The sequence below is a fragment of the Aquirhabdus sp. genome, from assembly GCF_046462495.1.
Lineage (GTDB): Bacteria > Pseudomonadota > Gammaproteobacteria > Pseudomonadales > Moraxellaceae > Aquirhabdus.
On sequence record NZ_JBKGVE010000002.1, the window covers coordinates 283,859 to 298,751 of the forward strand.

Consider the following 14,893-nt stretch of genomic DNA (forward strand, 5'->3'; position numbering starts at 1 on the left):
ATATGCGCTATGATAGAGGACTAAAGAATATAGGGACAGGGAGAATCATATGCGGACCTTACAAAACTGGCTTGATGAGTACAGTATCAGTCACCAAAATCCTCTCAATAAAAAAATCCACTGGATCTGCGTGCCGCTCATCACAGCAAGCTTAATTGGGATCATCTGGAGCATAAGCCCCGTTGTAGCACTCCTCATCCTCGTTTTGATGCTGGTATTCTATGTTCGCCTCTCTATCCCTTTATTCTTCGTTATGGCGTTGTTTTCGGCAATCGTTGTGGTATTCGTTGTCATACTCTCTGGACCGCTGACAACAGCCCTCTCAACACCGATTTGGTTTTATATCGGTCTATTTGTCATCGGCTGGATTGGACAGTTCTACGGTCATAAAGTTGAAGGTAAAAAACCCTCCTTCTTTAAAGATCTACAATTCTTGCTGATTGGACCGGCTTGGTGCGCAAGCTATCTCATGAAGAAAATTAAACTCGCGCCCTAACCCCTAAAAACAACACATGAGGCTATAAAAAAAAGACATCAATAGATGTCTTTTTTTATAGCCAGCCTAACCTATATTTAATTCGTACGATGTGATGTTGCTTCAATACGAACCACTTGTGGTTTGGTGAGATAAAACTCTGCATCCGCCCCATATACACTCTGTAGATAGTCAATATTCGTTGGCGGAGCGACATAAACCTGATCGACATTACCCGCCCATTTAAAACTGTAGTTTTCGGCGCCAAATGGAATCTCAATTCCTGAGTTAGCAACCCCATTAGGCACACCCGCGACGTCAGAAACACCTAATGAACGAATTCTCTGCTCCACACCAGATAAAAGTGGGTTATTTAAACCATCTGGGGACTCAACCAACACTGATTGCGCATTTTCAAAAGCCGTCGCAGACGTAGTGTCTGAATTGGCAGTTGCTGCAGACTGGCGGTCAGCTTCTTTCTTGGTGAGATAGGGAGACTTGATCGGCACATCCAGAAATTTGGTATCTAATTCTGCATCGGTCAGTTGTGACGCGGCATGAACAGGTGCGAGCGTGCTTGCAGAAGCAATCATGGCGACGAGAGATAACTTTTTCACGAATGCGGAGTAGTTTTTAGATTTAAGAAAATCACTCTCCGCGTCCTTCATTCGAGGGGACACTTCCATTTTGCTAGACTCCTGTCCAAGCATAACAACACTGAGGAATTATTATATTGTTTGATGAATCTATCAAATATTATACAAACACGCAACCGAAGAGACCATTATTAATGTAGCGTATTCTAAAAATAAAAAAAGACGAAGATCACTTCGTCTTTTCATTTGCTTCTAATCACTTAACAAACCAAATAGTTAACCATTTAGTTCATTAATGGAATCGAGCACGTTCAAACTTTAATGAATCAGTCTGATCAGGATTAGCACTGACAGTAATGGTATCACCTGCACCAAACTCACCCGATAAAATACGCGAAGCCAGTGGATTTTCAATCTCCGCTTGAATTGCTCGTTTCAATGGACGAGCACCAAACACAGGGTCATAACCTACTTTAACTAATTGATCAAATGCAGAATCATCAAGCACTAAATCAATCTCACGATCCGCCAAACGCTGACGTAAACGATCCAGTTGAATATCCGCAATACCTCTGATCTGGCTTTGACCCAATTGATGGAATACCACTACTTCATCAATCCGGTTGATAAACTCTGGGCGGAAATGTTCCCCGACCGCTTCCATAACGACCGCTTTGACTTCATCGGCAGGAGCATCTTCTCCCAACTCACGTATTGCAGCCGAACCTAAATTACTGGTCATGATAATCACTGTATTTTTGAAGTCTACAGTACGCCCTTGTGAGTCCGTCAAACGTCCATCATCCAGAACCTGCAATAAGATATTGAAGACATCGGGATGAGCCTTCTCTACTTCGTCAAGCAACACGACGCTATAAGGCTTACGACGCACCGCTTCGGTGAGCGTACCTCCCTCTTCATAACCGACATATCCTGGAGGAGCGCCAACCAAACGACTAACAGAATGCTTCTCCATAAATTCGCTCATATCGATTCGAATCATGGCATCATCACTGTCAAACAAGAAATTCGCCAAGGCCTTGCTGAGTTCGGTCTTACCCACACCCGTCGCTCCCAAAAAGAGGAACGAGCCACTTGGGCGATTCGGATCAGACAAACCTGCACGTGAACGGCGCACCGCATTAGAGACCGCAACAACAGCCTCGTTCTGTCCAACGACTCGCTTATGCAGCTCAGTTTCCATATGCAAGAGCTTTTCACGTTCGCCCTGAATCATTTTACTGACAGGAATACCCGTAGCCGCACTAACGACTTCGGCAATCTCCTGATCCGTCACTTTATTACGCAGCAAGGTTGGCTTTTCTGCATCTTCATCTTTTTGACCCTGTGCTAACTGTTTATTCAACTCAGGAATCACACCATGCTGCAGACGAGCCATCTCAGCATAATTGCCTTCCCGCTCTGCCTTAGCAAAAGCAATACGTGCATTTTCGAGATCTTCGATAATTTGTTTGCCACCTTTATCGATCGCTTTCTCTGCAAGCCAAACTTCATTTAAATCTGCATACTCTTTCTCCAGCTGCTCAATCTGAGTATCAATCAAGCGTAATTGACTACGTGCATCCTCATCATTTTTGAGGACTTCACGCTCCATCTTTAACTGAATCAAACGTCGCTCAAGCTTATCCATGACCTCAGGCTTACTATCCATCTCCATGCGTAGACGACTCGCTGCCTCATCGATCAGATCAATCGCTTTGTCCGGCAAGTTGCGATCCGTGATATATCGATGTGACATCCGTGCAGCCGCAATAATCGCCGAATCTTGAATTTCGACTTTATGATGCAACTCATAACGTTCCTTTAAGCCACGTAAAATAGCGATCGTATCGGCAACGGATGGCTCATCAACAATCACTTTTTGGAAACGACGCTCAAGCGCAGCATCTTTTTCAATATATTGACGATATTCATCCAAGGTTGTGGCACCAACGCAATGCAACTCACCACGCGCCAGTGCGGGTTTGAGCATATTGCCCGCATCCATCGCACCATCGGCTTTACCTGCACCAACCAAAGTATGCAGTTCATCAATAAACAAGATGACCTGCCCTTCTTGTTTGGCCAAATCGTTTAGAACCGACTTTAAACGCTCTTCAAATTCACCACGGAATTTTGCGCCAGCAATCAAGGCACCAAGGTCTAGAGACAACACCTTCTTATTTTTCAATCCTTCCGGTACTTCACCATTAACAATACGTTGGGCAAGACCTTCCACAATTGCAGTTTTACCCACGCCAGGCTCACCAATGAGTACAGGGTTATTTTTGGTGCGGCGTGCAAGCACTTGAATGGTGCGTCGAATTTCATCATCACGACCAATCACTGGATCAAGTTTCCCTGCTAAAGCGCGCTCAGTCAGATCAATCGTATACTTTGAGAGCGCCTCGCGTTGATCTTCAGCATTATTACTATTCACTTTACTATCCCCTCGAACTTGCTCAATCACCGCACGTAAACGCTTGGCATCACTACCAGCAGCCTCAATGATTTTCTTGGTCTCGCCCTGTTCAGCCAAGGCAAGTAATGCCCACTCGCTAGCAATATAGTCATCACCAGCTTTTTGGGCAAAGCTATCCGCAAGATTCAAGATTCTGACCGCTTGTGGGGTCAAGTTAATATCGCCATTTGGTGTTGCCAATTTTGGTGCATCGGCAATAGCTTGACGCAAACGGCTTTGCAGCGTTTGCATATTGGCACCCGCTTGGGTCAGCAGACTGACATTTGCTGGCTCATCCAGCAGGCTCGCTAAAATATGTATTGCTTCAATCCCTGTATGATCAAGACCTGCTGCAAGGGACTGAGCATTGGATAACGCTTGTTGTAACCGATCTGTAAACTTTTCAAAACGCATATAATTTCCTCATCAGCTGTGAAGCGGTGCCACAATTGGACAACCGCACTCTTTTATGATTTGAGATAATCTATAAATGCGTAGTAATAGTGCTTTTTTCAAGCACCTGAATATAAAAAAACTAAAATTTATACAAAAAAAAGAGCCATTGCGGCTCGAATACAGACTTTGGATTACGAAAGTAAGATAATGATTTCACATATAAATAAAACTTAAACTCATCCAATATCAAAAAAAGACTAGTTGGTTCAACGCAGACTCATGACATAACGTTTTTTATCACCCTCTTGCTCGGTTGCTGTCACTGCTTGACTTGGCTCGGACTCTTTTGCAGTCATCGCAGAAGCGACCGAATTACCTATAGAGCGTAACAATGACACTGAATTCGTCGACGCAGCGGCTGGCTCAGGTGCGGGCTGGCTAGGGTGGGCATGATCCGAAGTAGGATGATGTAGTACTGGAACGATGGATGCATAGGCCTCATCGCCATGCCCTAAACGACCAAACCGAGACCGCAAAGTGAGAGACAGCATGATCAACTCATCATTCTCTAAATCCGTGTCATCAAACTCTTCGGCAATATCCAGCATTGCCGATTGATATTCAAAATCAGTAAGAAAACGTTCTATTTGTACTGATTGATTGTGCATTTTGCGCATCAACAACTTGAATCGTCCTAGTTCTTGCAATTGATCACGATTTAACATCAATACCCCCCAAATTTTGTTTATGATGGATAAACAGTGCGTTACCCAAACAAAAAATTTATATCACGGGAAACAACAAGCAATTCACATACCAACTATTGACTTTTGTATCAAATGCAAACCAATTCACACTTTACTCAATAATCCACCGCGTCGATACGTCATGATCTTGCCTTTAAACAGCAGTCTATCGGTTTGCTCAATGGATGCTTTTGCCATGCTATAAACATAACTAAACCCTTCCATCGCGCGCGTAAACTCACGCTGCTGACGGCGATTAGGATCAATAATGATCACCTCAACAATCGGCTTGGAATGGCGGTCAATAAATGCAGACAATAATGCCGGATGATTCGGCTCATAGAGCAGATCACTACCAATAATCAAATCAAATAAACCCAACTCAGGCTGCAGCTTTTCCCAGTCACACAGAGTAAAGGGCATCGGCTCCAGATGATTAAGCATCACATTAATCGCAAAAAAATCTTGTGCAATGGGATGATAATCACTGGCCGTAATGTCTGCGCCGCGCTGATGGGCGACTAAACTGGCAAGCCCCAAACCACAGCCCAATTCCAAAATACGTAATCCATCGAGTTCATGAATACTGATTAATTCAGCGAGTATCACCCCAGAAGGCCACAAGCTCCCAAACAGGGGCCATGTGGATGAAGATATGCCTGCACGCTCAGCCACGCCTTCAGGGTCTGAAAATTGCTGTTTATCTTTGAGTGATCTAAGGGTAAAAGAGTGATTACCGACGATTATGGTGCTAATTTTGACTTCAACGGGAGGTGTTAGGAGGGGTACTGGTGATAAATGCATAATATGCTCAATGATTTATAAAAAAATTTATGAATCATGAGCACATCGGAAGGGGCAATGTGGATGCGATGTGGCTGCATAACAATCACGCCCGCAAAAATGAACACATCCACAGAAGAGTCCTAAGACTACAGGATTGTATCCCCAGCAGCCATGTTTGAATTGTTGTCAAAACCAGAGACCATGACCTACGGCATTGTCCTTAGAAATATAATTAAAAAATCAAATACGCTAACTTAATGAATTTTAATAATGAATAAATGAAAACTTATCATCACTAACACCATAAATTAAATTCAGTCGTTCAAATCCTGTCATCCTAACTTGGCACTCTTCATGCTATATTAATCAAACTAATTACAATTAACGATGAATCAGCATTAATTGCTGCATTCCTAACAAGGAGAAGGGGTTACATATGCGTGCGCTAGGCCCAATTGATTTACTTTTTTTAACACTAGAAAGCCGCAAACAACCCATGCATGTGGGTGGCTTATTTTTATTCAAACTACCTGAGCATGCACCTTCAGATTTTGTTTGGCAATTTGTACAATCCATTCGAGCATCGACAGAAAAACCAGTCCAACCTTTTAACCAAGTCCTGAATGGATATTTTTGGGACAAGGATGATGACTTCGATATTGATCAACATTTTAGACATATTGCATTACCGCAACCAGGACGTATTCGCGAACTCTTGACTTACGTTTCTCAAGAACATTCCGCATTGCTTGACCGCGCGAAACCACTTTGGGAATGCCATGTGATTGAAGGGATTGAAGACAACCGCTTTGCCATGTATTTCAAAATCCATCATGCACTCACTGATGGTGTCGGCGGTATGAAGCTGATTCAGCGTGCACTCTCCCCCTTCCCTGTCACCGAAGATATTGTGCCCCCTTGGGCAGTCAAAGATACACGGCACAAGAAAGTCGGGATTACTTTGAGTAAAACCACGCAATTTCTGAATACGATTGCCAAACAAATTCAAATTGCACCCAATGTCACCCGTGAAGTGTATACAGCAATTACTCAGCGCAGCGACCCAAACTACGTATCGGTTTTTCAAGCACCGCGTAGCATTCTGAATCAGCCTGTATCTGCATCACGCCGTTTTGCTGCTCAATCTTATGATTTACAGCGCCTGCGCGATATCGCAAAAAAACTCACCAAGTTTCTGGGTGAAAGCGTCACGATTAACGACATCATACTGGCAATCTGTTCAGGAGCGATGCGTGCTTACCTCAGCAATCAAAATGCCCTGCCAGCTAAGCCGTTAATTGCGATGGTTCCTGTTTCAATCCGTCAAGAAAATGATGACAGCGGCAATGCGATTGCCATTATTCTGGCCAATCTCGCTACGCACCTGAATGACCCACTTGAACGACTAAATGTGATACGCGCCAGTATCAATAATGCCAAACAGCGTATGAAACGAATGACGAGTGGTGAACTGCTGAATTATACCGGTATCGTATTTTCCATGGCCGGGCTAAATCTGGTGACGGGTGCTGCACCAAAACTGCAATCTTTCAATATCGTGATCTCAAACGTACCGGGCCCTAAAGAGACTTTATACTGGAATGGTGCCATGCTGGATGCGCTCTATCCGGTATCCATTGTCATGGATGGTCAGGCGACCAATATCACCTTGACCAGCTATCGCGATAAGCTAGAAGTTGGCATTATTGCGTGCCGTAAGACACTGCCAAGCATCCAAAGTCTGTTGGGATTACTGGAATATGAGATCGTAATTTTGGAACGGCTCACATCAGACATTTCCTTAGATGAGTAATATTCTGATTTTTAAATAAAATAACACAAGGTCATCACGCGTGACCTTGTGTTAGGAAATTAATAAAATGTTGTAAAAACTCCAACATTTGTCGTATTTTTTTGGTAGAATGCGCGCCAAGCTACAACTGCCAGGAATCCCCTAATGAGAGCTGATATTCATCCAGACTACCGTCCGGTACTGTTTCACGATACAACTGCTGACAAATTCTTTTTGATCGGTTCAACCGTCAAGACTGTAAAAACCCATACACATACCGATGGCGAAACCTATCCATATGTTTCTTTGGATATTTCCAGTGCATCGCACCCATTCTACACTGGCGAAACTCGTCAGATGAAGACTGAAGGCCGTGTTGCTAGCTTCAACAAACGCTTTGGTCGTTTTGCGAAGAAAGGCGCTGAAGGCGCAGCTGAATAATGATTTATGCTGCATTGCAGCATAAATCATAAAAAGCGCATAAAAACCGGACTACTTGAAGAAAGTGTCCGGTTTTTTTATATCTGACGGAAAACCTCAATTCTCCAGCCCAAACAATTACTCTACATTCTAATCTCGAATATCCTATCGCTGCCCCTCTATTTCATCTCAATACGCATAATTGAAATACATATAAAAGGCATTCAGCCAATTATAGGATTTTTGTCCCGTATACAAATTCACATCCTGCGTACTGTCTCGAATACATCCTCGAGGACCACACAATGGTCCATAAGGTCCGCTATACCCTTTCGGTGGTAGGATTGTTGCGCGCATCGCATAGGACAACCGCACTGACTTACCCAATGGCACAGCAGAAAGATTAAATTGCAAACTGTGATCACTGGCCACTGATATAGAGGAAATTCTTGGAGAAAAATCTGAATAATCATCGAACCAAAAGCCTAAGCCCCCGCCCAAACCAATCGTCGAAACCTGAGTTGATGATGTATCAATCACAATCGGTAAGATCGGAACATCAAATTCTAAAATAAATTGCTTCTTACTGACCCAACGTAAAGAGTCCGTAATGGGCTTAAATGCCCGCCAACCAGAACCAAAACACTCTGCCAAAATCGCTTGAGCACAGCGCTGCCCCAATTCATTTTGCCCTTTATTATCCATATGAATCTGATTTAAGCCATTGCCGCTAGTCGGCATCTGATAAAAAGGTCCGATCAAGCGATTATTACCATCCCCATCCATCTCGACGGAAGTCTGCTTGACGTTTTGATTAAATGCACCGTCTGGCTCGACACGACTATTCACCGAACCTGCTATTTGTACCTCAAAAAAAATAATATCCTGAGTCTGGCCTGTGATTGCCTTGATATCCGCTGTCATATCACGCTCACGTTGCTTAAGCATCGCCTTACGTGTATTGACACTCAGATTAAGTGTACTAGCATTATCACTTTCACCTTGGATCCAGAGCATCGCCAATTGTATATATGGCTTACCTTCAGATTGCGCAATATCAAAAGCGCTTTGAATCGCAATCAGCGTATCGGCATACCAACGTGAACCACGCTTCAGATCGATATACCGTGCTGAACCTTGCGCACAAACAAATGCAACAAATGTAGGCAGACAATTCGTAGCCTGACTCATTTTCTGCAGAAGATGATTAACGAGACTTGCGCACAGTGTCTCTCCGCCGATATCCGTACGTGATTCTTGAAGGGGAATAAATTTTGTAAGGATTGCACCAAACTGACGAGGGTTCACGCCATCCAGCATCAGTGCACTCAAAGGATAGATCGGTTTTGAAGCCAATATGGGATCATGCGCCAATAACCACTCAGGATAACCTGCCGGCTGAGTTTCCAAATGCCCATTACTGGAACCATAGGCATTCGATTGGCCATTAACACCGATACCATAGATCACATTGTCTGTACTGATCGAAACGCGTGTCGGTTCCCCATATAAGGATATAAGTGGAGATAGATCATAAGTGGGCGTCTTGCGGCTAGCTGCCATGAGTCATACTCCATATCAGCAAAAGATTGACAGTAAAGATAAGCACTTTATCGACTGCTTAAGCTCCAATACTCTATCTGCCAAACGATTATCGATAGAGCCTAGCACCGCTCGCTTACTGATCAAATATCCCTTTTGTATGCATCCTGATCAGCGTATTACCAGATGAAGACAAGAAAATCCCCTCAAATCACCCGAAAACACCACTCATTGGCAAATACTCAATGCAATCGCCTACATCAAATGTCTGACCGACCTCAATAACAGCAAAACCATCAGCCCAACTTGCAGACATCAACGCGCCACTACTCTGCATTCCATGGGGTATCAATTGACCATCAATCAAACGCACCCGAAGATACTCACGCCGCCCTTGGCTCTTTTGACGTGCAAAACCCGCTGGCACTTTCACGCTTTGCGGCACTAATCGAATACGCTGCCCCTGTAAAGCCTTTAAATATGGCAAAACAACGATCAAAAAAGTAACCCAAACTGACTGGGGATTTCCCGGTAAACCGACCAAAGAAACGCTCCGAAGTCCCGTATCCACTTCGCCCCATACCAATGGTTTACCGGGTTTGATGGCGATCTTCCAATTCTCAATACGACCAATTTGAGTCAGTACTGGTTTTAAATGATCTGCATCGCCAACAGACGCACCACCTGTAGTCAGAATAAGATCACTATCCGTCGCCGCAAGGCTTAATATCTCTTGGAGCCGGTCAGGCTGATCCGGCACATGTTCAACCCGCATCAGTTTAACGTTTAAAGATTTGAGCAATGCAGCCAGCATCGGGGCATTACTGTTATAAATCTGTCCTTCTAGAAGAAGCTGACCAACTTCGATCAGTTCATCACCTGTTGCAATCACACTCACTTTAAGTCGCTGATACACATTAACAGTCGCTACACCGAGGCTTGCCAGCAAGCCAATTTCTGCAGCACCTAGACGAGTCCCTACAGAAAAAACCAGTTGCCCCTTCGCAACATCCTGACCCGCCCGACGTATATTCTCGCCTTGAACAGGTTGTTGATTAATTTGAATCGTAACGACGTCATCATTCACAGAACGCGTAACGTTCTCCTGCATGATCACCGTATCCGCACCATGCGGAATTGACGCTCCCGTTAATATTCGTACGGCACTATCAGGAATTATTTCAGCAGAGGCCTGACCTGCATAAGTGGTATGACTCACCGTAAGAATCCGGTCTTGTAGCTGAGGATGCCAAGCCAGTGCATAACCATCCATGGCACTATTATCAAATGGAGGAACATCCATTTCAGAAATAATCGACTCAGATAAAACACGCCCTAAAGCGGCATCTAATAGACAGTTCTCACTATTCGGTATAGAAAGCTCCGCACTCGACAAAAGCTGAGCAATCAGGTCATCAACAGGCAATAGATTTTGTGGGGAATAAGACATATTAAAAAAGCATTATTTTAAGTGTGACTGAATTATAGCGAGGTTTGTTTCACTTCATCTGCCATTTTGATACAGGCATAAAAAAAGACAGGCTATACCTGTCTGATTAAATTAATTCTGAGTACAAATACACTGGATACATTCACATCTTTAACTTTTCTATCCTTTTGCGTGACCCGCAAAGAAAAGCAAATCTTGATCTATATCAGTCGTATTGATTACTTATGCAGCGGCTTGATTGCAGCAACGCTTTTTCAATGACGCAAAAGCATCTAAAATCATCGCTTCGGTGATTTTGATTTCACGGCCTTGTTCATCGACCAAATGGCATACACCATAAGCGGCTTGCATATGAGTCACGCCCACTTGGACACTGTGGTTCGAATTACTTTGAACTGACTGTTGCATGATGAATCTCCTAAACTGATGGAAATAACAAACTCTGTATTTCCGCTTCAAAGTCAGTATAGAAGTGATTCACCGAAGTGTACCGTGTTTTCGCATCGAACCTGTAACAGACTATAATAGATGAGAACAATTCCTAATTGCTTAAATTATCTCACTTTTCCATTTCAGCCCACTTATCTAATAAAAATATCAAACTAAAACAATATCATACTGCTCTTGCGTGTAGAGACTTTCTGCCTGAAATTTAATCACACGTTCAATAAAGTGCTCTAAATCAGCAACCGCTGCCGCTTCAGTCGATAATAATTTATCAATAATCGCGTTACTTGCAACTACAGTATAGCCACTGGGTGCTTGGTAAGCCCGGGCATAACGCATAATTTCCCGGAAAATTTCATAACAAACAGTGTCTGCAGTTTTCACATAGCCGCGTCCTTGGCAAGTCGGGCACATTTCACAAAGCAAGTGTTCTAATGATTCACGAGTACGTTTCCGCGTCATTTCCACTAAGCCGAGTTCAGAAACTTGCGTAATCTTTGTCTTGGCGTGATCACGTTCAAGCATTTTTTCGAGTGCAGCAAGGACATCGGCTTTATGCGCCTCTTCCTGCATGTCGATGAAGTCGATAATAATAATACCGCCAAGGTTTCTTAGCCGTAACTGACGCGCGATCACATGTGTCGCTTCGAGATTGGTTTTAAATACGATGTCTTCGAGATTGCGACCATTCACAAAGGAACCCGTGTTGACATCAATGGTCGTCATGGCTTCAGTCTGGTCAATCATCAGATAGCCACCTGACTTCAAATCGACGCGCGATTGTAATGCTCGCTGCAGATCCTCTTCCACATTATGTAGATCAAATAGCGGCCGTTCACCCGGATAGTGGCTAATGCGCTCAGCAACCACGGGAACAAATTCTTTTGCAAACTCCATGATTTTGACGTGTGCTTCACGCGAGTCGACATAGATCTTGGCCGTTTCCTCACTGGCCAAATCTCTCAGAATTCTTTCCGGCAAAGGTAACTCTTCGTAGATCAACGCGGTCGTTGCAGAGGTCCGGCGCTCCTGAACATGTTTCCAGAGCTGCGCCAGATAGCGCATATCGCGCTCGATATCGGCATGACTCACTCCTTCAGCAGCAGTGCGTACAATGATACCGCCCGGAAGCTCACTGGCTTGCTGAATTTCTTCAATCGTCAGTTTTAAGCGATCTCGCTCTTCGCTTTGCTCAATCCGTTGACTGACACCAATATGCTGACCATAAGGCATGAGGACTAAATAACGCGAAGGAATGGATAAATCTGTGGTTAACCTTGCCCCTTTCGTTCCAAGCATATCTTTCATGACTTGCACCGTCACTTGCTGACCGGCATGCAGAAGCTCAAAAATATTCGGCGCAGGCTGGTTGCGTGGCCAAACCATATCATTGACATGAAGAAAAGCCGTACGACTCAAACCAATTTCAACAAACGCTGCTTGCATGCCCGGTAAAACACGTACGACTTTACCATTATAAATATTACCGACCAGATCACGGCGAGTTGTCCGCTCGACAAATAGCTCTTGTGCACTTCCATTTTCAATTAGCGCAACGCGGCACTCCATGGGAGTCACATTGATCAGAATCTCTTCGGTCATAACTTATTCATGCCTTCGTTTCGCAACAAAAAATACAACAGCGATTTACAGTCCACATCACCTTTCTAAAGGTCTTTTAAAATGACTGATGAGTGCCAATGTTTCCACTAAAGGTAAACCCACAACATTACTATAACTGCCACTAATGCGTGGAATAAATGCCGCGCCATAACCTTGGATGGCATAGCCCCCGGCTTTACCCATGGGTTCACCCGTATCCCAATACTCTTGCATTTGCAGGGTACTTAACATCATAAAATCAACATCAGTCACTACGTTACATGTCACAATCTCATCACCACAAGCAACGGCTACACCGGTCATAACCTGATGTGTCCGCCCGACAAGCAATTGCCACATCGAGAAAGCATGATCCCGATCAGTCGGCTTAGCGAGAATCAACCCATCAATCGTTACCGTTGTATCGGCAGCAATGATCAGCGTTTGCGGTGAAAAATCAGGAACAGCCGCTAGTGCTTTTTGTTGTGCGAGACGAATCACATAATCCGCAGGTGACTCATCCGTATGCACTGACTCATCAATATCAATGGCTGCTGTCGTAAAGACAAGTCCAACTTGTTCAAGTAAAGCTTTACGCCGTGGCGAAGTCGAAGCAAGAACCATTAACGGTGACCCACGATCAATACGAGTCTCTGAGCCATGTATCGAGTGAGGCATTAGACGCCCCGCCAGCGTTTAAGAAACGTATAAATGAGTGGCCAGATAATGATGCTCGGTAGCAAAGGACCCCAAAACCAAAGGGATAATACATTACCACTGATGCGCTGGAAAATAAAAAGAAGAACCAGATTCGAAAGCACTGCTACCGTCGAAATAATCCATAAATTCAAGAAAGTCAGCATACGCTTATTGCGCATAAAAAACTTCGCCAAGAAGCTGAGCACCACAAAAACAAAAGCATGCAGACCCAATTGACTGTCTAGCATAAAATCAGTCAACAACCCCACAAAAAAAGCGAACCAGATTCCACACCATTTCGGCTGTACCATTACCCAAAATAATGTGAGCATAAGCATCAGCTCAGGGCGCCAAGCAAGCCAAGTATAAGGGACGGGATAAACAGTCAGAATGGTTCCAATCAACAGACTCACTGGAATCGGCAGCATGGGATCAGGCTTGCTGAGCGAGCGACTGTCTTTGATCGAAGATGAGGGATTATTGCGCGACATAACGCGTTCCACTTGATTGCTGTTTAGTCGATTTAGGCTTAGCAGGTTCCGTATGTGGCTGTTCTTTTGCAAGCGGTGCTGAGAACAATAAGATCACATGATGTCCCCCCTCTAACTGAGCCAAAGGCTTAATCGCAATATCCGCAAACTCGCTACTACCATGATGCTGAATGGCCGACACGACACCCACAGCATAGCCAGCGGGGAAACGCTCTCCCAAACCAGATGTAAACAAGCGATCACCCACTTGGACATCAGCAGTATTTGGCACATATTGCAGACTTAAGCGCCCACTATCCCCAGTACCCGCCAATATTCCGCGCATGCCAGTCCGCTCGATCCGCACCGATACAGCATTTTCTTTATCTGAAATCAGCAAGATCCGTGCGCTATGTGCTAGAACCTCAACAACCTGCCCGACGACCCCTTTATCATCCAAGACCATTTGCCCAATAAAGACACCATCAACATCCCCGCGGTTAATCACGAGAATATGACGCAAAGGATCGGGGTCAGTACCAATGATTTCACTGATAATCATCCGGCCATCAATAATCAACGGGGTATTAAGAAGGCCTCGCAAGCGTGTATTTTCTGCAGAAAGCTCAGCGAGTTTTTGCAAGCGAACATTATTTTGCAGACGCTCTGCTTTAAGCGCCGCATTTTCACGGCGCAAGACTTCTTCTGATTGAGCTTGCTCACTCAACCAATCGCCAGACAACACAGGGTAACTTGCAAAGACATAGAGGGGATCAAGCGCAGCACGCGTCAATCTTCTGGCTGGGTCAAACCATTCAGGATGCTGCCAATCTGCAATCATGAGCACAATTGCAGCAACAGTCGCCAATACCAAAGGCCTGAAAGACTGGGCATCGCGGGCAAAAATATTCTGTTCCAACGATGAACGGCCTCACTTGCTATAAATCAAATTCGATTGAATGGCCTACTCAACATGTAAACATACCGTTCAGTAGGCCCTACCTTGATCAA

14 protein-coding genes are annotated in these 14,893 nt (G+C 44.4%); 3 read left to right on the forward strand and 11 right to left on the reverse strand.

Annotation, left to right across the window (positions count from 1 at the left end):
- Positions 1 to 49 precede the first annotated feature (49 nt).
- Positions 50 to 496 (forward strand): DUF962 domain-containing protein, encoded by a 447-nt coding sequence (locus tag ACLHG7_RS01480; protein WP_410209306.1) that lies wholly within the window; start codon positions 50 to 52, stop codon positions 494 to 496.
- A gap of 77 nt (positions 497 to 573) precedes the next feature.
- Here ACLHG7_RS01480 and ACLHG7_RS01485 read toward each other — a convergent pair whose 3' ends face one another.
- The 4 genes from ACLHG7_RS01485 to ACLHG7_RS01500 all read right to left on the reverse strand — a co-directional run bounded on the left by ACLHG7_RS01485 (position 574) and on the right by ACLHG7_RS01500 (position 5,478).
- Positions 574 to 1,161, reverse strand: coding sequence for a hypothetical protein (locus ACLHG7_RS01485; RefSeq protein ID WP_410209307.1), 588 nt, complete (start codon positions 1,159 to 1,161; stop codon positions 574 to 576).
- Positions 1,162 to 1,363: 202 nt separating this feature from the next.
- On the reverse strand, positions 1,364 to 3,946 hold the full coding sequence (gene clpB, locus ACLHG7_RS01490; RefSeq protein ID WP_410209308.1) for an ATP-dependent chaperone ClpB: 2,583 nt from the start codon (positions 3,944 to 3,946) through the stop codon (positions 1,364 to 1,366).
- Between the two features lie 248 nt (positions 3,947 to 4,194).
- Positions 4,195 to 4,653, reverse strand: coding sequence for a hypothetical protein (locus ACLHG7_RS01495; protein WP_410209309.1), 459 nt, complete (start codon positions 4,651 to 4,653; stop codon positions 4,195 to 4,197).
- Positions 4,654 to 4,779: 126 nt separating this feature from the next.
- Complete coding sequence (locus ACLHG7_RS01500) at positions 4,780 to 5,478, reverse strand: class I SAM-dependent methyltransferase (protein ID WP_410209310.1); 699 nt, start codon at positions 5,476 to 5,478, stop codon at positions 4,780 to 4,782.
- A gap of 418 nt (positions 5,479 to 5,896) precedes the next feature.
- Here ACLHG7_RS01500 and ACLHG7_RS01505 point away from each other — a divergent pair, with 418 nt between their 5' ends.
- The gene (locus tag ACLHG7_RS01505) at positions 5,897 to 7,273 is read left to right on the forward strand and encodes a WS/DGAT/MGAT family O-acyltransferase (protein WP_114899192.1); all 1,377 of its coding nucleotides are present in this window, start codon (positions 5,897 to 5,899) and stop codon (positions 7,271 to 7,273) included.
- A 144-nt stretch (positions 7,274 to 7,417) separates the two neighbouring features.
- Positions 7,418 to 7,693 (forward strand): type B 50S ribosomal protein L31, encoded by a 276-nt coding sequence (locus ACLHG7_RS01510; RefSeq protein ID WP_410209311.1) that lies wholly within the window; start codon positions 7,418 to 7,420, stop codon positions 7,691 to 7,693.
- Between the two features lie 168 nt (positions 7,694 to 7,861).
- Here the strand turns inward: ACLHG7_RS01510 and ACLHG7_RS01515 are convergent, their stop codons facing one another.
- The 7 genes from ACLHG7_RS01515 to mreC form a co-directional block, all read right to left on the reverse strand.
- On the reverse strand, positions 7,862 to 9,235 hold the full coding sequence (locus tag ACLHG7_RS01515) for a sialate O-acetylesterase (RefSeq protein ID WP_410209312.1): 1,374 nt from the start codon (positions 9,233 to 9,235) through the stop codon (positions 7,862 to 7,864).
- A 190-nt stretch (positions 9,236 to 9,425) separates the two neighbouring features.
- Positions 9,426 to 10,664, reverse strand: a complete 1,239-nt coding sequence (glp, locus tag ACLHG7_RS01520) for a gephyrin-like molybdotransferase Glp (RefSeq protein WP_410209313.1) — start codon at positions 10,662 to 10,664, stop codon at positions 9,426 to 9,428.
- A gap of 222 nt (positions 10,665 to 10,886) precedes the next feature.
- A complete protein-coding gene (locus ACLHG7_RS01525) occupies positions 10,887 to 11,072 on the reverse strand; it encodes a PA1571 family protein (RefSeq protein ID WP_114899196.1) in 186 nt (61 codons plus the stop codon).
- Positions 11,073 to 11,261: 189 nt separating this feature from the next.
- Positions 11,262 to 12,713 (reverse strand): ribonuclease G, encoded by a 1,452-nt coding sequence (gene rng, locus ACLHG7_RS01530; RefSeq protein ID WP_410209314.1) that lies wholly within the window; start codon positions 12,711 to 12,713, stop codon positions 11,262 to 11,264.
- Positions 12,714 to 12,770: 57 nt separating this feature from the next.
- Positions 12,771 to 13,391, reverse strand: coding sequence for a Maf family protein (locus ACLHG7_RS01535; protein ID WP_410209315.1), 621 nt, complete (start codon positions 13,389 to 13,391; stop codon positions 12,771 to 12,773).
- Complete coding sequence (mreD, locus tag ACLHG7_RS01540) at positions 13,391 to 13,903, reverse strand: rod shape-determining protein MreD (protein WP_410209316.1); 513 nt, start codon at positions 13,901 to 13,903, stop codon at positions 13,391 to 13,393. Before mreD ends, ACLHG7_RS01535 begins: the two co-directional genes overlap by 1 nt.
- The gene (gene mreC / locus ACLHG7_RS01545; RefSeq protein ID WP_410209317.1) at positions 13,890 to 14,801 is read right to left on the reverse strand and encodes a rod shape-determining protein MreC; all 912 of its coding nucleotides are present in this window, start codon (positions 14,799 to 14,801) and stop codon (positions 13,890 to 13,892) included. Before mreC ends, mreD begins: the two co-directional genes overlap by 14 nt.
- Positions 14,802 to 14,893 lie beyond the last annotated feature (92 nt).

Bases quoted from the DNA above. Each gene is read 5' to 3' on its own strand.
- ACLHG7_RS01495 (WP_410209309.1), bottom strand. From the start codon at position 4,653: ATGTTAAATCGTGATCAATTGCAAGAACTAGGACGATTCAAGTTGTTG.
- ACLHG7_RS01505 (WP_114899192.1), top strand. From the start codon at position 5,897: ATGCGTGCGCTAGGCCCAATTGATTTACTTTTTTTAACACTAGAAAGC.
- glp (WP_410209313.1), bottom strand. From the start codon at position 10,664: ATGTCTTATTCCCCACAAAATCTATTGCCTGTTGATGACCTGATTGCT.
- clpB (WP_410209308.1), bottom strand. From the start codon at position 3,946: ATGCGTTTTGAAAAGTTTACAGATCGGTTACAACAAGCGTTATCCAAT.
- mreD (WP_410209316.1), bottom strand. From the start codon at position 13,903: ATGTCGCGCAATAATCCCTCATCTTCGATCAAAGACAGTCGCTCGCTC.
- ACLHG7_RS01515 (WP_410209312.1), bottom strand. From the start codon at position 9,235: ATGGCAGCTAGCCGCAAGACGCCCACTTATGATCTATCTCCACTTATA.
- rng (WP_410209314.1), bottom strand. From the start codon at position 12,713: ATGACCGAAGAGATTCTGATCAATGTGACTCCCATGGAGTGCCGCGTT.
- ACLHG7_RS01485 (WP_410209307.1), bottom strand. From the start codon at position 1,161: ATGGAAGTGTCCCCTCGAATGAAGGACGCGGAGAGTGATTTTCTTAAA.
- ACLHG7_RS01510 (WP_410209311.1), top strand. From the start codon at position 7,418: ATGAGAGCTGATATTCATCCAGACTACCGTCCGGTACTGTTTCACGAT.
- ACLHG7_RS01525 (WP_114899196.1), bottom strand. From the start codon at position 11,072: ATGCAACAGTCAGTTCAAAGTAATTCGAACCACAGTGTCCAAGTGGGC.
- ACLHG7_RS01480 (WP_410209306.1), top strand. From the start codon at position 50: ATGCGGACCTTACAAAACTGGCTTGATGAGTACAGTATCAGTCACCAA.
- ACLHG7_RS01535 (WP_410209315.1), bottom strand. From the start codon at position 13,391: ATGCCTCACTCGATACATGGCTCAGAGACTCGTATTGATCGTGGGTCA.
- ACLHG7_RS01500 (WP_410209310.1), bottom strand. From the start codon at position 5,478: ATGCATTTATCACCAGTACCCCTCCTAACACCTCCCGTTGAAGTCAAA.